Source organism: Klebsiella africana, assembly GCF_020526085.1.
GTDB classification, from domain to species: domain Bacteria; phylum Pseudomonadota; class Gammaproteobacteria; order Enterobacterales; family Enterobacteriaceae; genus Klebsiella; species Klebsiella africana.
In genome coordinates, this window is the sequence record NZ_CP084874.1 from 2835902 (window position 1) to 2856587 (window position 20686).

Sequence of the window (20686 nt, forward strand, 5' to 3'; positions counted from 1 at the left end):
AGCCTCGCGCCACCCGGCCACTACTACCACCAGGGAGTCAACCAATGCAACACCAGTGGTCTGCTGTCGATAATTTCATGATTTCTTCGCTGATTCCTGATGATGACGTACTGAGTCAGGTATTGGAAAACAACAAACGCGCCGGGCTACCTGAACATGATGTCGCGGCCAATCAGGGGCAACTTCTGGCGCTATTGGTGCGCATGACCCAGGCGCGGCGGATCCTGGAAATTGGCACCCTCGGCGCCTATAGCACCATCTGGATGGCGCGTGCGCTGCCCGCCGACGGAAAGCTGATTACCCTCGAGGCCGACCCGACGCATGCGGGGGTGGCGCGCCAGAATATCCGCCTCGCGGGGCTAAACGATCGTATTGAACTCATTGAAGGGCCAGCGCTGAACACGCTGGAAAATTTCGCGGATGTGCAGCCGTTCGACCTGATCTTTATTGATGCCGATAAACCTAATAATCCTCACTATCTGGAGTGGGCGCTGCACTATTCCCGCCCCGGGACGCTGATCGTGGGCGATAATGTGGTGCGCGATGGCGAGGTGATTAATGGGCAAAGCGATGATGCGCGGGTGCAGGGCGTACGTCGGTTTATCGAAATGATCGGGGATAACCCGCGGCTCACCGCCACCGCGCTGCAAACGGTGGGCATCAAGGGATGGGATGGGTTTACGCTAGCACGGGTGAATGGGTGAGATTCGGGCGGCCTGATGCCCTCACCCCGGCCCTCTCCCCCAGGGAGAGGGAGAAAGCCGGCGTCTGGACGCGTCAACCGCGGCAGTCTTCCGCTGACGATCATTAGGGATAATAGGTATATTTATAGTGAAGAGACTCTTCTCTTTTTCCGCCGTATCCGTCATGTTCACTATATTCTCCGCTACAGTTCCCCTCGGGGTCCCAGCCTAAACAGCGCGACTGGTTTTTTGTACTATACGTGGTGGTTCTTTCCTCGGATAACCATCGCCCTTTTTCATCCCAACGCAGCGTTGTGGTGGAGTCCGAGTCGGAAAGGCGGCTTAAGTGCCCCTCTGTATAGCTATAATTGACTGTCAACATGGCCATCATGCCGCCATTGACCGTTTTACGTACCAGACGGTGGCGATCGTCATACTGATAGGTGGTCGTGCTCAGGACGTTGGGCGGTTGCTGCGTCACAGACATGTTTTCAGCGCGCACAATGCGCCCAAGATTATCGGTATAAAACTGTGTGCGTATAATCATCTTGCTGATATTTCCCGTCGCGCTCCGGGTCTGTCGGATATATTCCCGCATCCATCCTTTATCATTTCTCCAGTGAACATTATCTCTGACTATCGTTGAGTCCGTCGTGGTATTAAAGTTTTTTGCTCGCTCATAACTTGCCAGCCGGCGGCACTGGGCAAAACGAAGAGTACCAGATTCGTTATTTTGACTACCGACGATTTGCACGCTCTGCACCTCGCCCTTCAGCGGCGTAAGATAGGTCAAAATAAAAAAATTGGCATCGTTGATCGCCCGCTGAGTTTCATCACAGGAGAAAGCGTCAACGAAGGGTTTACACGCCGTAATAACAAGAATTGCCAGCATCAGCGTAAGTTGTCTGTACATAGCCATCATCGCAAAAATCGACTCCGTGTCCTGTTTATCCTGCAAAGCGAGGCTAAAAATAGGTGAATAAAGCAGGTTCCCCAAGCCACCGGGGCGATTTTCAGAATTCGTTAATTTTACCTCCGGGAGAACCGGGGTGGGTCACATCAGGGGCGGGAAGATTATCGGGTGCGGCATATTGATTCGCGTCAGCCGCGGAATACGCCCCGCCCGGCAAGCAGAGCGCCGCCGGGCGGGGTAAAGGAGGAGATTACGGCGTGATCTGTTCCATCGCCTGCAACACTCGCTTGTCCGAGATAGGATATGGGGTGCCCAGCTGCTGGGCGAAGAAGCTGACCCGCAGCTCCTCGATCATCCAGCGGATCTCGCGGACATCGTCGTCCTCACGGCGGTTCGGCGGCAGCTTATTCAGCCACTGCTGCCATGCCTGCTGCACGCTCTCTACCTTAAGCATCTGCGCGCGATCGCGGTGCGGATCGATAGCCATCTTCTCCAGACGCTTTTCAATCGCCTGCAGATAGCGCAGCGTATCGCCAAGACGGCGGAAACCGTTGCCAGTGACAAAGCCGCGATACACCAGGCCCGCCATCTGCGCTTTGATATCCGACAGCCCCAGCGCCATGGTCATATCCACGCGGCCTTTCAGCCGTTTGTTGATATTGAACACCGCGGTGAGGATCTGCTCGACCTGTTTGGCGATCTCCACCACCGTGTCGTTGAGCTCGGCGCGCACTTTATCGTGCAGCTGACTAAAGCCCTCTTCCGTCCACACTGGACCACCCGCCTCATCGATAAGCTTATCAACGCCGCAGGAGATGCAATCGTCAATCAGATCCAGCACTTTGCCGTACGGGTTAAAGTAGAGCCCGAGCTTGGCTTTGTTCGGTAGCTTCTCGTGCAGATACTTAATCGGCGACGGGATGTTGAGCAGCAGCAGGCGACGCAGACCACGCCACATGGCCTGCCGCTGTTCCTGCGGATTATCAAACAGCTTGATGGCTACGCTGTCGCGCTCGTCCACCAGCGCCGGCCAGGCTTTCACTTTATAATTGCCGCGCTTCTGCTCGTAACTTTCCGCCAGGGTGCCAAAGCTCCAGATATGCAGCCCGCTCTGCTCAATACCGTCATCAGCGACCGCCGACAGCGTCTCCTGCACTTTGCCCTTCAGGGCGTCTTTCAACGCCTGCAGCGAACGCCCTTCCTGCAGCTTCTTGTTTTTATCATCCACCACCCGGAAAGTGATTTTCAGATGATCGGGCACCTGATCCCACTGCCAGGCTTCGCGGTCGATGGTCACGCCGGTCATCTTACGCAGCTCGCGCTCCAGCGAATCAAGCAGCGGCAGCTCAAGCGGCGTCGCCCGGCCAAGAAACGCTTCCGCATAGTTCGGCGCCGGGACGAAATTGCGCCGTACCGGCTTCGGCAGCGATTTTATCAGCGCGATAATCAGCTCGCGACGCAGACCAGGGATCTGCCATTCAAATCCGGCCTCCTCCACCTGGTTGAGCAGCGGCAGCGGAATATGCACCGTCACGCCGTCGGCGTCAGCGCCCGGTTCAAACTGGTAGCTAAGCCGCAGCTTGAGGTTGCCCTGATGCCAGAAGTTCGGGTAGTCCAGTTTACTGACCTGCTCCGCCCCCTCTTTAATCAGCATGCTCTTTTCAAAATTGAGCAAGTCTGGCGTTTCGCGGCTGGCCTGCTTCCACCAGCTATCGAAGTGGCGGGCGGAGATGACGTCGTGGCTGATGCGCTGGTCGTAGAACTCAAACAGCGTCTCGTCATCCACCAGGATGTCGCGACGGCGCGACTTATGCTCCAGCTCTTCGATTTCCGCGCGCAGCTTCAGGTTTTCGCGGAAGAAGGCGTGACGCGTTTGCCAGTCGCCCTCCACCAGCGCATGGCGGATAAACAGCTCCCGGCACAGCGCGGGGTCGATCTGGCTGTAGTTGACCTTACGCGCCCCAACGATCGGCAGGCCGTAGACGGTGACCTTTTCCGTCGCCATCACCGCGCCCTGCGCCCGCTCCCAGTGCGGCTCGCTGTATGAGCGCTTGATCAGGTGCTGCGCTACCGGCTCCACCCACTCCGGCTCAATACGCGCGGCAATGCGGCCCCACAGCCGGCTGGTCTCCACCAGCTCGGCCACCATCGTCCACTTCGGCGGCTTTTTAAACAGACCGGACCCTGGGAAAATGGAGAAGCGGGCGTTACGCGCCCCGGTAAACTCCTGTTTATCGGCATCCTTCATGCCGATGTGCGACAGCAGACCGGTCAGCAACGCAGTATGGATCTCGCGGTATTCCGCCGGCTCGCTGTTGACTGGCAGACCAAGCTCTTTCACCACCTGGCGCAGCTGGGTGTAGATGTCCTGCCACTCGCGCACACGCAGATAGTTAAGAAAATCGACCCGACACTGGCGGCGGAACTGATTCGACGACAAGGCCTTCTGCTGCTCGCCGAGGTAGTTCCACAGATTGACGAAAGCGAGGAAATCGGACTCTTTATCGTGGAAGCGGCGGTGCTTCTCATCGGAGGCCTGCTGCTTGTCCATCGGCCGCTCACGCGGGTCCTGAATCGACAGCGCGGAGGTGATGATCATCGCTTCCCGCACGCAGCCGTGCTTCTGCGCCTCCAGCACCATGCGTGCCAGACGCGGATCCACCGGCAGCTGGCTGAGCTGGCGGCCCATCGGCGTTAGCTTATAGGCGGTGGCCTGCTCATCGGTGGTGATGGCGCCCAGCTCTTCCAGCAGGCGCACGCCGTCCTGAATATTGCGCTTATCTGGCGCTTCGACAAACGGAAACGCGGCGATATCGCCTAAGCCCAGGGCGGTCATCTGCAGGATGACCGACGCCAGGTTGGTGCGCAGAATTTCCGGGTCGGTAAATTCCGGGCGCGACAGGAAATCGTCTTCCGAATAAAGACGAATACAGATCCCTTCCGAGACGCGGCCGCAGCGGCCCTTACGCTGGTTGGCGGACGCCTGGGAAACCGGCTCGATCGGCAGGCGCTGCACCTTGGTGCGATAGCTGTAGCGGCTGATACGCGCCGTACCGGGATCGATAACGTATTTAATGCCCGGCACGGTCAGCGAGGTTTCTGCCACGTTGGTCGCCAGCACGATGCGTCGTCCGCTGTGCGGCTGGAAGACGCGGTTCTGCTCGCTGTTGGACAGACGGGCGTACAGCGGCAGCACTTCGGTATGGCGCAGATCCAGCTTGTTCAGCGCATCGGCGGTATCGCGAATTTCCCGCTCACCGCTCATAAAGATCAGAATATCGCCGGGCCCTTCGCGCCCCAGTTCGTCAACCGCATCAAAAATCGCTTGTAACTGATCGCGTTCGGTATCGTCAGCCTCTTCCACTATCGGCCGATAGCGCACTTCCACCGGGTAAGTCCGCCCGGAGACTTCGATAATCGGCGCATTATTGAAATGCTTTGAGAAACGTTCCGGGTCGATGGTCGCCGAGGTAATGATGATTTTCAGGTCCGGACGGCGCGGCAGGAGCTCTTTCAGATAGCCGAGCAGAAAATCAATGTTGAGACTGCGCTCGTGCGCCTCATCGATAATGATGGTGTCATACTGCATCAACAGGCGATCCTGCTGTATCTCCGCCAGCAGGATACCGTCGGTCATCAGCTTGACCATGGTGTTGTCGCTGACGTGATCGCTAAAGCGGACTTTATAGCCGATGCAACCGCCCGGCTCCGTTTGCAGTTCTTCGGCAATACGGTTGGCGACGGTCCGCGCTGCCAGGCGACGCGGCTGGGTATGGCCGATGAGTCCTTTCAGCCCGCGGCCCAGCTCCATACAGATTTTGGGCAGCTGGGTGGTTTTACCCGAACCGGTCTCCCCGGCGACGATCACCACCTGGTGGTCGCGTACCGCCTCGAGAATCTCTTGTTTTTTCTGGCTAACCGGCAGATTTTCCGGATAGGTGATGGCCGGACGCGCCGCTTCGCGCAGCAGGACTTTACCGGCTGCCTGGCTTATCTCCTGCGCCATCTCCTGCAGAATGGCCTGTTGCGATTCAGGATTTTTAACCTTCTTCACGCCGTGCAGACGGCGGGCAAAGCGCGTTTTGTCGCGCAGCATCAGGCCGTCGAGCTGTTGATAAAGCTGGGGGAAGGTGATTTTTTGTTGTTCTGTCATAGCGTTATCGGGCAGAGCTCTGCCGGGAAAATCTCTTTTGAAGTATTGCCTTAGAGTACCACATCTGTGTCATTCGTGCCTTTTTCAAAAAATCTGAACATAGGATTCGATATATTGCGCTATCTCTGTGGCGCGATTGTGAATACAGTGTCAACAAGCACCAGGGCATTGACCCGTCAATCACATTAAAAAAAGGAAACACCCATGAGCAAAGTATTAGTTCTGAAATCCAGTATTCTGGCAGGGTACTCACAATCTGGTCAGCTTTCCGACTATTTTGTTGAACAATGGCAGGAAAAACACCCTGGCGATGCGATCACCGTGCGTGACCTGGCCGCTAATCCGATCCCGGTTCTGGATGGCGAACTGGTTGGCGCCCTGCGTCCGAGCGACGCGCCGCTGACTCCGCGTCAGCAGGAAGCGCTGGCCCTTTCCGACGAGCTGATCGCCGAGCTGAAAAGCAACGATGTGATTGTTATCGCTGCGCCGATGTACAACTTCAACATCCCGACACAGCTGAAAAACTATTTTGACCTGGTGGCTCGCGCCGGCGTTACCTTCCGCTACACCGAGAAAGGGCCGGAAGGTCTGGTGACCGGTAAACGCGCGGTCGTCGTTACCAGCCGCGGCGGTATCCATAAAGATACCCCGACTGACCTGGTCACCCCGTACCTGTCCACCTTCCTCGGCTTCATCGGCATCACCGACGTGAACTTCGTGTTCGCCGAAGGTATCGCTTACGGCCCGGAAGTCGCGGCCAAAGCGCAGTCTGACGCGAAAGCGGCCATCGACAGCGTGGTTGCAGCCTAAGATTTCCACTCCTCTCGCTTCCTGCGGGAGGAGAGTTTTACTTTTTCTCGTAGCGTAAATACCCCACCACGCCTCCGCCGCCATCTTTTGGATGATTCACGCCGTCGTTGACCTCCACGCAAGGGAAATCGAAAGGCGAAACGCCGTCAATGCAGGCCACATTCACCCCATACTGCTGTGGGTTTGATCGCCGTTGATGAAAGGTGTAGATCCCGCATACCGAGCAGAAAAAGTGCACGGCTTCCCCTGTATTAAAGCGATACTCTGTGAGCTTATCCCCTCCACGTACCACCTCTATTCCTGAACGCGGCGAAGAGACCGCGACCGCCCCACGCATGCGACAACATGAGCAGTTACAGCGCCGAACGGTGTTGAAGCCGTCGCTGAGCTCCACGGTAAACGCCACCGCACCGCAGTGACAGTGAGCGGATAATTTCTCTGCCATAATTTTACCCCTCAGGTTGCGGCTTTTGGCCGCAGGTTTTCATCAAATTCCAGCCGCTTACGCCCCTCTTCCACTTCCCGCAACGGCTCCACCTGGTGCAGCGTCTGCTTACAGCGTTCCACCAGCGCCTGGTATTCACCGGTACCCTGTTTTTTCCACGCCAGCTCCTGTTCGCTCAGGGTGCGAATCGCTTTGGCCGGGCTGCCGATAATCAGATGGTTGGCGGGCATTTCGGCGTTGGCTTTGACAAAGGCCGAAGCGCCGACAATGCTGTTTTCGCCAATGACCGCCCCGTCGATAATCACCGCGCTCATCCCCACCAGCGCGTTGCGGCCAATCACGCAGCCGTGCAGGATTGCGCCGTGGCCGATGTGGCCCTCCTCTTCCACCACCGTGTCCTGACCGGGGAAGCCGTGCATGACGCAGTTATCCTGGATATTGGCGCCGTCTTTGACCACGATGCGGCCGAAGTCGCCGCGCAGGCTGGCATTAGGCCCAACATAGACCCCTTTGCCGAGGATCACGTCGCCAATCAGCACCGCCGTCGGATGCACATAGCTCTCCTCCGGCACCACCGGCGTCAGTCCATCAATCTGATAAATCGGCATGCAATCTCCTTATGCGCCCGGCAAACCGCCAAAGCGCTGATAATAGAGCGGCCCCGGCGCCGGAAGCTCGCCCACCGAGCTTTCCCCTTTCTCGCTGACGAACGCCAGCGCGCCGGGATTCACACGTTGATAAATATTGATACACAGCTGGCGGGCGGTTTGCCCCGCCCAGTGCGCCGGCAGCAGTTCTTCCGGCAGCAGCGGATCTTTGAGTACCACCCGGCGATAAAAATGGATCAGCAGCAACTGAATTTGGAAACAGCGCTCAGGCGTCAGCTCGGCCGGATCGCAGTCGCGCAGCAGCGGCAGTAGAGGTCGGAACAAGGCGATAAACGCCTCGTACATCTCATTTTGTTCGGTGAGATGCCAGCACTCCTCTACGCGGTCGCGCAGCGCTGCCCTTGAGAGCGCCAGCGGCGAATGGGCTTCAAAACAGATAACGTTTTCGGCGACGCCCGCTTCGTGGAGCAGCGACTGGACATCCGCCAGTTTTTGCGACGGCGAGGCCAGCAGGCTGGGCGCCAGCGCGCCAAAGCCCTGCCACAGCAGCTGTTTTTTGACGTCGGCCAGCACATTTTTATCCAGGCCTTCCGAGAGCAGCAGCAGCCAGGTACCGTCCCATTCCGGGGCGCTCGCCCGATAGATTTTATGTTCCGCGCGCCGGGTCAGACGTAGTCCTTTATCGCTCAGGCGATAGAAGCTGCGCCGGCCGATACGCACGACATCGAGCCACTCTTCTTTATTGAGGCGAAACAGCGCGGTGCGGACAAAGCGCTCGCCGAAGCCTAATCCTTCCAGCAGCGCCGCGACGCTGCCCAGCCACACTTCCCCACCGCGTTGTAATAAGGCGTCGCCATACAGCGAGGCAATTAATGACGTGCCGCTGATCGGCGTCGCCGTCACGGCTTGTTGAATAAAGGCGTCGAGTTTACTCATCTGATTCATGCTGTTGTTATATTTTTCCTTTATGAATCATAGCACAGGAAATTCCCGGCTTACGGCGTAAAGGCCTCAGCCGGGCTACCGGGGAGAGAATTAACCGCTGACCACCGCTTTACGCAGGTCAAATACCCGACAAGCTTTCCCTTCCGAGCGCGGAATGCTGCCGCAGTTGACGATAGTAATGTCGGTAGAGATCCCAACCATCGACTTAATGCGGTGACGCAGCTGATGGCAAATCTGGCAGCGCTGCTCGTGACTCAGCGCCAGCCCGCTCTCTTTCAGCTCAACGCGCACCGCCAGCGAATCAAGATGGCCGCGGCGATTGACCTCTAACTGGTAGTGCGGCGCCAGATGTTCAAACTTGAGGATCTCCTCTTCCAGCTGTGAGGGGAAGACGTTCACTCCACGGATGATCAGCATATCGTCGCTGCGTCCGCTGATGCGGTCCATACGGCGCATGGTGCGGGCGGTGCCCGGCAGCAGGCGCGTCAGATCGCGGGTACGATAGCGGATCACCGGCAGCGCTTCTTTGGTCAAGGTGGTGAACAGCAATTCGCCATGCTCGCCATCTTCCAGCGGCGTACCGTCGTCCGGGTTGACGATTTCCGGGAAGAAGTGGTCTTCCCAGATGGTCGGGCCGTCAACGGTTTCCAGACACTCCATTGCCACCCCCGGCCCCATGACTTCCGACAAACCGTAAATATCCAGGGCGGTGATCCCCAGGCGGCGCTCGATCTCCGCGCGCATCGCCAGCGTCCACGGCTCAGCGCCAAAGACGCCGACCCGCAATGAACAGCCGCGGGCATCGCCGCCCATCTGGCGTTCCAGCTCTTCAATCAGATTCAGACAGTAGGACGGCGTCACCATGATCATATCCGGCTGGAAATCGCGGATCAGCTGCGCCTGTTTCTCGGTCTGTCCGCCGGACATCGGGATCACCGTCGCGCCCAGGCGTTCCGCGCCGTAGTGCGCGCCAAGGCCGCCGGTAAACAGGCCATAGCCGTAGGCGACGTGAATTTTATCTTTTGCTGAACCACCGGCCGCGCGCAGCGAACGGGCGACAATATTGGCCCAGTTATCAATATCGTTTTGCGTATATCCCACCACCGTCGGTTTGCCGGTGGTGCCGGATGAGGCGTGAATGCGCACCACCTGCTCCATCGGCACCGCGAAGGTATCGAAGGGATAGTTGTCGCGCAGATCTTGTTTAGTGGTACAGGGGAATTTTTGCAGATCGTTTAATTCCCGAAAGTCGTCAGGGTGCACGCCGGCGGCGTCGAATTTGCGGCGATACATCGGCACATTTTCATACGCATGCTTCAGCGTCCATTTCAGGCGCTGGGTTTGCAGGGCCTGCAGTTCGTCACGCGATGCGGTTTCAATCGGATCTAATTTTGTAGTAGTTATCATTGTAGGGTACTCGCAGGTAAATTAGCTCACACTCGCTCGAAGATCATGGCAATGCCCTGACCCACGCCAATACACATCGTACACAGCGCATAGCGCCCGCCCCGGCGTTGCAGCTCAAGGCTGGCGCTCAGCGCTAACCGCGCGCCGCTCATGCCCAGCGGATGGCCTAACGCGATGGCGCCGCCGTTGGGATTCACATGCGCCGCATCATCCGGCACGCCGAGCTGTCTGAGTACCCCCAGCGCCTGCGCGGCGAAGGCCTCATTCAGCTCAATCAGATCCATATCGTTAATATTGAGTCCGGCCCGCTCCAGCACTTTACGCACCGCCGGTACCGGCCCCAGCCCCATCAGGCGCGGTTCAACACCCGCCGTCGCCATCGCCACGATACGCGCCCGCGGCGTGAGCCCCTGGATAGCGGCCTGCTGTTCGCTGGCGATGATCAGCGCCGCGGCGCCATCGTTGACGCCGGAAGCATTGCCCGCAGTAATGACGCCGCCCTGGCGGAACGGCGCTTTCAGTTTCGCCAGCTGCTCAAGCGTGGTTTCCGGGCGCGGATGCTCGTCCTCGCGCACGTCGCTGACCGCTCCTTTCTTGCCGACAATCTGCACCGGCACGATCTCCTGCGCCAGAATGCCGTCGCGCTGGGCCTGCGCCGTGCGCTGCTGGCTGCGCCAGGCGAAAGCGTCCTGATCGGCCCGGCTGATATTTAACAATTCAGCTACATTCTCGGCCGTTTCCGGCATGCTGTCAGTTCCGAAGTGTTGCGCCATGAGCGGGTTCACAAAACGCCAGCCAATGGTGGTATCAAAGAGTTCCGCCTGACGCTGGTACGGCGCGCTGGCTTTTCCCATCACGAACGGCGCGCGCGACATCGATTCCACGCCGCCGGCAATTAGCAGATCGGCCTCGCCGGCTTTGATCGCCCTGGCGGCAAAGCCGATCGCATCCAGCCCCGATCCGCACAGGCGGTTAATCGTGGTGCCCGGCACGGTATGCGGGTAACCGGCCAACAACGTCGCCATGTGCGCCACGTTGCGGTTATCTTCCCCGGCCTGATTCGCACAGCCGAAAATCACATCATCAATTGCTGCCGGGTCGAGCCCGGGATTACGACTCAGGAGCTCACGCAGCGGGATCGCCGCCAGGTCGTCGGCGCGGACGCTGGCCAGCGCGCCGCCGTAGCGGCCAATCGGCGTACGGATCCCGTCACAAATAAAGGCGTCGCGCATTACACGTCTCCCGTGATTGTGCCGCCGATACGGTGCGATTTGCCACGGAACAGGGCCACAATCTTTTGCTTTTGATTAACAATTTCGATGTCGTAAACACCGGTCAGCTTGCCCTGCTGTTTGACTCTGGCGGTGGCGACCAGCCTGTCGCCGGCAAACGCCGGACGAAGAAAATCAATATTTGCCGCCGAAGCCACCGCCGCCAGCCCCTGGCTGTTACAGGCGTAAGCGAAAGCGGTATCGGCGAGCGTAAATAGCTGACCGCCGTGACAGGTTTGATGGCCGTTAAGCATGTCCGCCGAGACGGTCATGCTCATCTGCGCAAAACCGTCGTCCATTTCGATAAGTTCGATCCCCATCTTTCTGGCGCAGGTATCTTTTTCGTACATCACGCGCGCGTTGCGCCACGGATCATTGCTCATGGTGCTTCTCCATCAGCGCCTTCTGGCGCAACAGGGAACTGGGGCGATAGCGCTCCTCGCCATAATGGTGTTGCAGGTTCTCCAGCAGTTGCAGCACCCGCCGCCAGCCAAGGCGTTCTCCCCATGCCAGCGGGCCGTGCGGATAGTTGACGCCAAGGCGCATCGCGGTATCAATATCATGCGGGCTGGCGATCCCTTTTTGCACCGCATCCAGCGCTTCGTTAATCAGCATCGCCACCGTGCGCCACACCAGCAGGCCGGGATAATCGGCAATACGCAGCACTTTCTTGCCCTGCTGTTGGAAGTAATGCACGGCCTTATCAGTGGCCGCAGGCGCGTTGGTCGCCGCTGCGGCCAGCACCACCGTATCGCTGGCGCACAGGTCATACACCACCACCGGGCGGTGATGCTTCACACTCAGCGCCAGCGCCGTCTCGCCTGCGGTCTCCAGCAACAAGAGATCATCTAATTCAGTGACGTTGTCACTTATAACGGTGACGGATTTCGCGCCAGTGGATGCCGGCGGCAGCGTCGCGTCCGGCTGCGTCTCCGCAGGCCAGCGATAGACGCCGTGACCGCTCTTTTTACCCAGCCGCCCGGCCTGCGCCAGCTCTTGCTGCAGGAGCGACGGCAGATAGCGGCGGTCCTGCCAGAAGGCGTTAAATACCGAACAGGTCACGGCGAAGTTGACGTCCTGGCCAATCAGGTCAGTCAATGCCAGCGGCCCCATCGGAAAACCGCCGCCGTCACGCAAAGCGGCATCGATAACCTCCGGGGCGGCAACCTGCTCTTCCAGCGCGCGCCAGGCCTCAGCGTAGAATGGACGCGCTACGCGGTTAACGATAAAACCGGGCGTTGAGCGGCAGCGCACCGGCTGTTTCCCCCAGCCGCTTACGCACTGGCACAGCTGCTCCACAACTTCTGCGGAGGTCGCAAGACCACTCACCACCTCGACCAGCTTCATCACCGGCGCCGGATTAAAAAAGTGCAGCCCGGCCACCCGCTCCGGGTTTTTGACCCCGGCGGCGAGGGCGGTAATCGAAATAGACGAAGTGTTACTGGTCAACAACGTTGACGGCGCGCAGATCGCCGCCAGCTGCGCGAACAGCGCCGTTTTGACCTCCAGCCGTTCAGAGGCCGCTTCAATTACTAAATCCGCGTCGGCAAGCGCGGCTAAATCGTGAGCCGGATGCAGGCGCGCCAGCAGCGCGTCGGCCTGCTCTGACGCCAGTTTGCCGCGCTCGACCCGTGATGCCAGACGCATAGCAATGCCGTCGATCGCCTGGGCAATCGCGGTTTGATTAATATCGAAAATACGCACCGGATGTCCGGCGGCAGCGGCTACTTCGGCAATACCGGCGCCCATGGTGCCGCTGCCGATCACCGCCACGGTGGCAAAGGATGTTGTCATGGCCTATTTCCCGCTGAACTGTGGTGGTCGTTTGGCCAGAAACGCGCTGACCCCTTCGCGGTAATCATCGCTGCGCCCGGCCAGACGCTGATAATCGCGCTCCAGATCCAGCTGCGCATCGAGGCTATTGGTTTCCGCCGCCAGCAGCGCCTTTTTAATCAACCCAAGACCAAACGTCGGTTGCGCCGCCAGATGACGCGCCAGTTGCAGACTGGTATCCGCCAGTTCTGAATCATCCACCAGTTGCCAAATCATTCCCCACTGCGCGGCCTGTTCCGCGCTGAGGCTATCGCCCAGCAGCGCCAGCCCCATCGCGCGAGCGCGGCCGGCCACCCGCGGCAGGAACCAGCTGCCGCCGCAGTCCGGCACCAGGCCGAGCTTGCTGAACGCCATCACAAATTTGGCCGAACGCGCGGCCAGCACGATATCGCAGCCCAGCGCCAGGGTCGCGCCCGCGCCGGCGGCCACGCCGTTGACCGCGCAGATAACCGGCTTCGGCAGCGCCGCCAGACGGCGCACTAACGGGTTGTAAAAGCGTTCTACCGACAGGCCGAGATCCGGCGGCGGGCCGCTGGGGTCGACATTGCGATCGTTCAAATCCTGGCCGGCGCAAAAGCCGCGACCGGCGCCGGTGATCAGCAAGCAGCGTACGCCGTCATCGCGCTCGGCCTGCTTCAGACATTCCGCCAGCTGGTGATGCATCAGGTCGTTAAAACTGTTAAGGCGGTCCGGGCGATTGAGGGTAATGGTCATGACGCCCTGTTCCACTGCGCTGAGAATGAAAGCTTCCACGATTAGCGTCCTTTAAATTCCGGTGTACGTTTTTGTAAGAAGGCGTCGATGCCTTCGCGGCGGTCCTCGGTGGCGCTCAGCAGGCTAAACAGCTGGCGCTCCTGTTGCAGACCGGCCTGAAGGCTGACTTCCTGCGACAGGCGCAGCGACTGTTTTGCCGCTCGTAGCGCCAGCGGCGAGTGGCGGGCAATGGTGGTTGCCAGCTGCAAGGCATACTCATCGGTTAACGCCGCCGGATGGATATCGCTGACCAGCCCGGCCTGCTGCGCCTGGCGGGCGTCAATACTCTCGCCGCTCAGCACCATCCGGCTGGCCAGCGCCTTGCCCACGCTGCGGATCAGCCGCTGGGTGCCGCCCGCGCCCGGCATAATGCCGAGGGTAATTTCCGGCAGGCCAAAACGGGCGTTGTCGCCGGCGACAATCAGGTCGCACAGCAGGGCCAGCTCGCAGCCGGCGCCAAGCGCGTAGCCGTTGACCGAAGCGATGAGCGGTTTAGTAAAGGCATCGATTCGCCCCCACAACCGTGGGCGAATATCATCCAGGGTGGCAGGCAGATCTTTTTCAGCCATTTCATTGAGGTCAGCCCCGGCGGCAAAGAACCGCGGATTGCCGCTGATAACGCAGACGCTGACGCTGCCATCGACTGCCGCCGCCTCCAGCGTCTCGGCAATCTGGGTTAAGAGGGCATTATTTAGCGCGTTGCGGGCCTGCGGGCGGTTTAGCGTCAGCTGCAGCACCCGATCATGACGGTGGATCAGCAGGTCACTCATGCCATCCCCCGCGCGTCAAAGTCGACCACCACATCGCCGCTGGTCGGTAACGACTGGCAGCTCAGCACGTAGCCCGCCGCCAGCTCATCCGCTTCCAGACTGTAATTGGCGGCCATCGCCACTTCCCCACGCAGCACTTTGCATTTACAGGTGGCACAAACCCCGCCCTTACAGGCAAATGGTAGATCCGCGCCCTGACGCAATGCGGCATCCAGGATGCTGTCGTCTTCGGCGCTGAGGGCGATCAGCCGATCGCGCCCGTCCTGGCGGATGGTTACCGTGCGCCCTTCCGCCTGCACGCCGGCGGCGCGCTTCACATTGCCGCCGGGGGTATTAAAGCGTTCGAGATGAATCGATTTCTCCGCTACGCCAAGTTCACGTAACGTCGTTTCCGCCTCATCCATCATCACCGCAGGCCCGCAGATAAAGGCCTCGTCGAAACGGCTAAAATCCAGCAGATGGTCAGCGAGCTGGCGCAGTTTGTCGCCGTCAATGCGCCCCTGTAGCAGATCGCTGTCCATCGACTCCTGGCTAAACAGATGTATCACCTGCAGGCGCTGCGGATAGCGGTCTTTTAAATCGGCCAGCGCCTGGCGGAACATCATGCTATGGCTGCTGCGGTTGCCGTAGATCAGCGTGAAGCGGCTTTGCGGCTCGGTCGCCAGCGTCGCACTAACGATCGCCATCATCGGCGTGATCCCGGAACCGGCGGCAATCGCCAGATACTCACCCTGCCGTTCGGCCTGCGGTTGATAACCGAAATGCCCCTGCGGCACCATCACTTCCAGCTCCATACCCTGCTGGATATCGTGCTGGGCGTAGCGCGAAAAGCGCCCGCCGTCGATAGCTTTGACCGCGACGCTAATTTCGCCGGGCGTGCGGCTGCGACAAATGGAGTAACAGCGGCGCAGTTCTTCGCCGCCCAGACGGGCTTTTAGCGTCAGATGCTGGCCCGGACGAAAGCAGTATTCCGCCTGCAGGGCTTGCGGGATCGCAAAAGTGATGGTCACCGCATCGCGGGTTTCCGGCTCGACTCTCGCCACCTTAAGCGAATGGAACGTCGTCATGGCAACCTCAAATACATTTAAAGTAATCAAAAGGTTCGCGGCAGCTGTCGCAGCGATAGAGCGCTTTACAGGCCGTGGAACCGAATTCGCTAATCAGCGAGGTATGGGTGCTGCCGCAGCGCGGGCAGCTCACCTCGGTGGGCATGTCCGCATGGCAGGCGTGCCCCTGGGGCGGGCTGATGCCGTACTGGCGCAGGCGCTCGCGGGCATCCTGGCTCATCCAGTCGGTGGTCCACGGCGGATCCAGCTGCAGAACGATATGCACCGGCAGAAAGCCATGCTCGCTCATGACCGTGCGGATCTCGCCCAGCAGATGCTCCGTCGCCGGACAGCCCGAATAGGTCGGGGTAAAGCCAATCACCCAGCCGTCGCCATGGCGCGCGACGCTGCGTACCATACCGAGGTCGGTGATGGTGAGTACCGGCACTTCCGGATCCGGGATCGCGCTTAATAACCCCCAGATGGTGCGAACCTCTGCAGGAGCGATATCGGCAAGACGTTGCATAGTCACCTCACTTACCACTGCAGTCCGGGATGCGAACGCTGCAGATATTGCATCTCCGCCAGCAGCGGGCCGAGATGTTCACTGTGCAGCCCCTGTTTGCCGCCGCTGCGGAAGGCCGCTTCCTGCGGGATCTTTAAACCGGCGTCGAGCAGCGCGGTGTGTACCGCGCTTTGCCATTCGGCCTGCAACTCGCGCGGATCAACCGCAATACCCTGCTCAACCAGGCGGAGATCCACTTCATCAGCCAGGAACAGTTCGCCGGTGAAGCGCCACAGATTGTCGACCGCCTGCTGCATTTTGCGATTTGATAACTCGGTGCCGTTACCCAGACGCTCCAGCCAGCCGCGGCTAAAGCGCTGGTGGTAACGCACCTCTTTCAGCCCTTTAGCGGCAATGGCCGCCAGCTGCGCGTCGCGGCTGTTCACCAGTCGGCCGAACAGGGCGACGTGCCAGACGTCGATAAAGAACTGACGGGCGATAGTGTCGGCAAAATTACCGTTGGGCTGCTCCACCAGCAGCAGGTTGCTGAACTGGCGTTCATCGCGGCCAAAGGCCAGCGTATCTTCGTCGCCGCAGCCGTTAAGTTCGGCGGCATAGCTTAAAAAATTGCGCGCCTGGCCGAGCAGGTCGAGGCCGATGTTGGCCAGCGCAAGATCGATCTCCAGCTCGGGAGCATGGCCGCACCAGGCGCCTAAACGCTGGGCCAGAACCAGACCATTGTCGCCAAGCCGCAGGGCGTAGGTGGCTACGGGGTTAGGGGTATTCATCGCCGCCTCACATATGTTCCATGCCGTCCGGCACGGTATAGAAAGTCGGATGACGGTAGACTTTGCTTTCCGCCGGGTCGAAGAATTCGCCGCGCTCTTCCGGCTGCGAAGCAACGATTTCGCTGGCCTTCACCACCCAAATTGAGCAGCCTTCGCTGCGGCGGGTATAGGCATCGCGGGCGTTCTCCAGCGCCATTTGATCATCGGCGGCGTGCAGGCTGCCGACGTGACGATGGGATAACCCCTGTTTGCTGCGAACGAACACTTCATATAACGGCCAGTAAACTTTGCTCATGTTGTCTCTCCTCATGCCGCGCTGCGGGCCTGCTGTTTTTGCGCATGGGCCAGCGCGGCTTCGCGCACCCATTCGCCCTCTTCCCAGGCCTTACGCTTGGCGGCCAGCCGCTCGTGATTGCAAATGCCACGGCCGCTAATCACCTCGTTGAATTCCTGCCAGTCGATTTCGCCGAAGCGGTAGTGGCCGCTGGCTTCATCAAAGCGCAAATCCGGGTCCGGGACGGTCATACCGAGGATCTCTACCTGCGGCACGGTGTTATCGACGAAGCGCTGACGTAGCTCGTCGTTGGAGTGCAGTTTGATTTTCCACGCCATGCTGCGGGCGCTGTTCGGCGAGTTGTCATCGTTAGGGCCAAACATCATCAGCGCCGGCCACCAGAAGCGGTTAATGGCATCCTGCAGCATCTGCCGCTGTGCGTCATTGCCCTGCGCCAGCGCCATGCAGGCTTCAAATCCCTGGCGCTGGTGAAAACTCTCTTCTTTGCAGATTTTGACCATCGCCCGGGCATAGGGGCCGTAGGAGGTCCGGCACAGTGCCACCTGGTTGACGATGGCCGCGCCATCGACCAGCCAGCCGATCACGCCGATATCGGCCCAGCTCAGGGTCGGGTAATTAAAAATGGAGGAGTATTTCATCTGCCCGTCGAGCATTTTCTGATACAGGTCTTCCCGGGCGCAGCCCAGCGTTTCCGCGGCGCTATAGAGGTACAGCCCGTGTCCGGCCTCGTCCTGTACCTTAGCCAGCAGGATCGCTTTGCGGCGCAGCGTCGGCGCGCGGGTGATCCAGTTGCCTTCCGGCAGCATGCCGACGATTTCCGAGTGCGCGTGCTGGCCTATCTGCCGAATCAGGGACTTACGATAGGCGTCCGGCATCCAGTCCTGCGGTTCGATGGCCGTTTCCTGCGCGATGCGCTGGTCAAAGCGTTGTTCTTCTGTCACGTCATCACCTTTTATGATTCCGATATTCACAATAAAAACATTTATGTGAATCACTTTGTTCATTGAAGGTTACATATTGGTTAAAGAAAACCACAAATTTTGTTTGCTCCTTTTGTGATGATCTCCGCAAAACCTTTTGTAAACCACAATAAATACAGCCAGTTAAACCTAAAACGTAACTCCATCGCGATCACAATGTTAATAATTTATTAAATATAGGCTTGCATTTTATGATTCATAAAAGAACTATTTATAGATATCACACGTAACACATTTGGAGATTTGCGATGCAGCAGTTAGCCAGCTACTTATCCGGCGCCTGGCAGACCGGCCGGGGCCGCGCCCGTACTATCCATCACGCCATCACCGGCGCGGCGCTATGGGAGGTGACCAGTGAAGGTCTGGATATGGCGCAGGCGCGCCGCTTCGCGATTGAGCGCGGCGGTAAGGCTCTGCAGGCGATGACCTTTATTGAACGTAGCGCGATGCTGAAAGCGGTGGCGAAACACCTGCTGGAGCAGAAAGATCAGTTCTACGCCATCTCCGCGCAAACCGGCGCGACCCGCGCCGACAGTTGGGTAGATATTGAAGGCGGTATCGGTACTTTATTCACTTATGCTGGACTGGGTAGCCGCGAAATGCCGGACGATATCCTGTGGCCGGAAGACGAGCTCATCCCGCTCTCCAAACAGGGCGGTTTTGCCGCACGTCACGTGCTGACCTCGAAGTCAGGCGTCGCCGTCCATATCAACGCCTTCAACTTCCCCTGCTGGGGAATGCTGGAAAAACTGGCGCCCACGTGGCTTGCCGGCATGCCGGCTATCATTAAACCGGCCACCGCTACCGCCCAGCTCACCCAGGCGATGGTGAAAGCGATTGTTGACAGCGGCCTGGTGCCGGAAGGCGCCATCAGCCTGATTTGCGGCGGCGCCGGCGATCTTCTCGACCATCTCGATAGCCAGGACGTGGTGACCTTTACCGGCTCAGCCGCCACCGGTCAGCAGCTGCGGGCGCACCCTAACCTGGTGGCTAAATCCATTCCCTTTACCATGGAAGCGGATTCGCTCAACTGCTGCGTATTAGGTGAAGACGTCACGCCGGAGCATCCGGAATTCGCGCTGTTTATTCGGGAAGTGGTCCGCGAGATGACGGCGAAAGCCGGGCAAAAATGTACCGCTATCCGCAGAATCATCGTGCCACTGGCGCAGATTAATGCGGTTAGCGATGCACTGATCGCCCGCCTGCATAAAGTAACCGTCGGTGACCCTGCGCAGGAAGGCATAAAAATGGGAGCGCTGGTCAATAGCGAGCAGCGTCAGGACGTACAAGAGAGCGTCAATAAGCTAATAGCCGCTGGCTGCGAAGTACTGCTCGGTGGAGAGGCGGACCTCAGCGCGGCCGGCGCGTTTTTCCCGCCGACCCTGTTGTACTGCTCACAGCCGGATGAAACGCCGGCGGTTCACGCGATTGAAGCTTTTGGTCCGGTGGCGACGTTAATGCCGTATCGCGATCGCCAGCATGCGCTGACGCTGGCGCGCGCCGGCGGCGGCAGTCTGGCCGGTACGCTGGTCACCGCCAGCGGCGAGCTGGCGCGCGAGTTTATCCTCGGCGCCGCCCGCGCGCATGGTCGTATTCAGATCCTTAACGAGGCGTCCTCGGTCGAGTCCACCGGCCACGGCTCGCCGCTGCCGCAGCTGGTACACGGCGGCCCTGGCCGCGCGGGCGGCGGAGAAGAACTCGGCGGGCTGCGTTCGGTGAAACACTATATGCAGCGTACCGCCGTCCAGGGCAGCCCAACGATGCTGGCGACCATCGGCCAGCAGTGGGTGCGCGGCGCTCAGGTGAATGAAGACCGCATTCACCCGTTCCGTAAATACTTCGAAGAGATCCAGCCTGGCGATAGCTTATTAACCCCGCGCCGAACGCTGACCGAAGCGGATATCGTTAACTTCGCCTGCCTGAGCGGCGATCATTTCTACGCGCACATGGACAAAATCGCCGCCGCCGAGTCGATTTTTGGCGAGCGGGTGGTCCACGGTTATTTCCTGATCTCCGCTGCGGCCGGGCTGTTCGTCGATGCCGGCGTCGGGCCGGTTATCGCCAACTACGGCATGGAAAACCTGCGCTTTATTGAGCCGGTCAAACCGGGAGACACCATTCAGGTTCGCCTGACCTGTAAGCGGAAAACGGTTAAGCGGCAGCGCAGCGCCGATGAGAAAGCCACCGGCGTCGTTGAATGGGCGGTGGAGATTTTCAACCAGCACCAGCAGGCGGTGGCGCTGTATTCCATTCTTACCCTGGTGGCGCGCCAGCAGGGAGACTTCCCGGCGTGATGCGCTGAAAATCGCCCGGCGGCGCTGCGCTTGCGCGGGCCTACAGACAGTCAGACCCGGTTGGGTAGGCCGGGTAAGGCGTCAGCCGCCACCCGGCAAAAAAATCGGCTCACGTTCTCAATGCCTCTGCGGAGGCATTTTTTACGTCCGTCTGGCAAAACTGACAAACAAGCTGGCAAAAGCAAAC

Annotated in this window: 19 protein-coding genes; 3 read left to right on the top strand and 16 right to left on the bottom strand. The window is 59.4% G+C overall.

The features are described from left to right. Window positions 1–44: 44 nt before the first annotated feature. Window positions 45–704 carry an O-methyltransferase gene (locus tag LGL98_RS13880; protein ID WP_136031786.1) on the top strand — a complete coding sequence of 220 codons (660 nt, stop codon included), beginning with the start codon at window positions 45–47 and terminating at the stop codon, window positions 702–704. Between the two features lie 103 nt (window positions 705–807). On the opposite strand, the gene LGL98_RS13885 is transcribed toward LGL98_RS13880, so the two are convergent. Next, window positions 808–1596, bottom strand: a complete 789-nt coding sequence (locus tag LGL98_RS13885) for a hypothetical protein (protein WP_226651746.1) — start codon at window positions 1594–1596, stop codon at window positions 808–810. Window positions 1597–1846: 250 nt separating this feature from the next. Further along, entirely contained in the window at window positions 1847–5692 is a 3846-nt protein-coding gene (hrpA, locus tag LGL98_RS13890; RefSeq protein ID WP_244609884.1) for an ATP-dependent RNA helicase HrpA, read from the bottom strand. Window positions 5693–5953: 261 nt separating this feature from the next. Here hrpA and azoR point away from each other — a divergent pair, with 261 nt between their 5' ends. Further along, the gene (azoR, locus tag LGL98_RS13895; RefSeq protein WP_136031790.1) at window positions 5954–6559 is read left to right on the top strand and encodes an FMN-dependent NADH-azoreductase; all 606 of its coding nucleotides are present in this window, start codon (window positions 5954–5956) and stop codon (window positions 6557–6559) included. 37 nt (window positions 6560–6596) lie between these two features. On the opposite strand, the gene LGL98_RS13900 is transcribed toward azoR, so the two are convergent. The 14 genes from LGL98_RS13900 to paaA form a co-directional block, all read right to left on the bottom strand. Then, on the bottom strand, window positions 6597–7007 hold the full coding sequence (locus LGL98_RS13900; protein ID WP_136031791.1) for a GFA family protein: 411 nt from the start codon (window positions 7005–7007) through the stop codon (window positions 6597–6599). An 8-nt stretch (window positions 7008–7015) separates the two neighbouring features. Beyond that, a complete protein-coding gene (paaY, locus tag LGL98_RS13905) occupies window positions 7016–7612 on the bottom strand; it encodes a phenylacetic acid degradation protein PaaY (RefSeq protein WP_136031792.1) in 597 nt (198 codons plus the stop codon). A gap of 9 nt (window positions 7613–7621) precedes the next feature. Further along, complete coding sequence (paaX, locus tag LGL98_RS13910; RefSeq protein ID WP_168435302.1) at window positions 7622–8548, bottom strand: phenylacetic acid degradation operon negative regulatory protein PaaX; 927 nt, start codon at window positions 8546–8548, stop codon at window positions 7622–7624. Window positions 8549–8647: 99 nt separating this feature from the next. Continuing rightward, window positions 8648–9964 (bottom strand): phenylacetate--CoA ligase PaaK, encoded by a 1317-nt coding sequence (gene paaK / locus LGL98_RS13915; RefSeq protein ID WP_004148224.1) that lies wholly within the window; start codon window positions 9962–9964, stop codon window positions 8648–8650. Between the two features lie 26 nt (window positions 9965–9990). Next, complete coding sequence (gene pcaF / locus LGL98_RS13920) at window positions 9991–11196, bottom strand: 3-oxoadipyl-CoA thiolase (protein WP_136031794.1); 1206 nt, start codon at window positions 11194–11196, stop codon at window positions 9991–9993. Further along, window positions 11196–11618, bottom strand: a complete 423-nt coding sequence (paaI, locus tag LGL98_RS13925) for a hydroxyphenylacetyl-CoA thioesterase PaaI (protein ID WP_136031795.1) — start codon at window positions 11616–11618, stop codon at window positions 11196–11198. Before paaI ends, pcaF begins: the two co-directional genes overlap by 1 nt. Continuing rightward, on the bottom strand, window positions 11608–13029 hold the full coding sequence (locus LGL98_RS13930; protein ID WP_136031796.1) for a 3-hydroxyacyl-CoA dehydrogenase: 1422 nt from the start codon (window positions 13027–13029) through the stop codon (window positions 11608–11610). Before LGL98_RS13930 ends, paaI begins: the two co-directional genes overlap by 11 nt. Window positions 13030–13032: 3 nt before the next feature. After that, a complete protein-coding gene (gene paaG / locus LGL98_RS13935) occupies window positions 13033–13821 on the bottom strand; it encodes a 2-(1,2-epoxy-1,2-dihydrophenyl)acetyl-CoA isomerase PaaG (RefSeq protein WP_023322516.1) in 789 nt (262 codons plus the stop codon). 2 nt (window positions 13822–13823) lie between these two features. Beyond that, window positions 13824–14591, bottom strand: coding sequence for a 2,3-dehydroadipyl-CoA hydratase PaaF (gene paaF, locus LGL98_RS13940; protein WP_136031797.1), 768 nt, complete (start codon window positions 14589–14591; stop codon window positions 13824–13826). Continuing rightward, window positions 14588–15658, bottom strand: a complete 1071-nt coding sequence (paaE, locus tag LGL98_RS13945) for a 1,2-phenylacetyl-CoA epoxidase subunit PaaE (RefSeq protein WP_136031798.1) — start codon at window positions 15656–15658, stop codon at window positions 14588–14590. The genes paaF and paaE overlap by 4 nt, the downstream gene beginning before the upstream one ends. A 7-nt stretch (window positions 15659–15665) precedes the next feature. After that, window positions 15666–16163 (bottom strand): 1,2-phenylacetyl-CoA epoxidase subunit PaaD, encoded by a 498-nt coding sequence (gene paaD, locus LGL98_RS13950; RefSeq protein ID WP_100630862.1) that lies wholly within the window; start codon window positions 16161–16163, stop codon window positions 15666–15668. 11 nt (window positions 16164–16174) lie between these two features. Next, window positions 16175–16930, bottom strand: coding sequence for a 1,2-phenylacetyl-CoA epoxidase subunit PaaC (paaC, locus tag LGL98_RS13955; RefSeq protein ID WP_136031799.1), 756 nt, complete (start codon window positions 16928–16930; stop codon window positions 16175–16177). Between the two features lie 7 nt (window positions 16931–16937). After that, on the bottom strand, window positions 16938–17225 hold the full coding sequence (paaB, locus tag LGL98_RS13960) for a 1,2-phenylacetyl-CoA epoxidase subunit PaaB (protein ID WP_004224492.1): 288 nt from the start codon (window positions 17223–17225) through the stop codon (window positions 16938–16940). 11 nt (window positions 17226–17236) lie between these two features. Beyond that, on the bottom strand, window positions 17237–18166 hold the full coding sequence (gene paaA, locus LGL98_RS13965) for a 1,2-phenylacetyl-CoA epoxidase subunit PaaA (protein WP_136031801.1): 930 nt from the start codon (window positions 18164–18166) through the stop codon (window positions 17237–17239). A 287-nt stretch (window positions 18167–18453) separates the two neighbouring features. Between paaA and paaZ the strand changes: the two genes are divergently transcribed. Beyond that, window positions 18454–20499 (top strand): phenylacetic acid degradation bifunctional protein PaaZ, encoded by a 2046-nt coding sequence (gene paaZ, locus LGL98_RS13970; protein WP_136031803.1) that lies wholly within the window; start codon window positions 18454–18456, stop codon window positions 20497–20499. Window positions 20500–20686 lie beyond the last annotated feature (187 nt).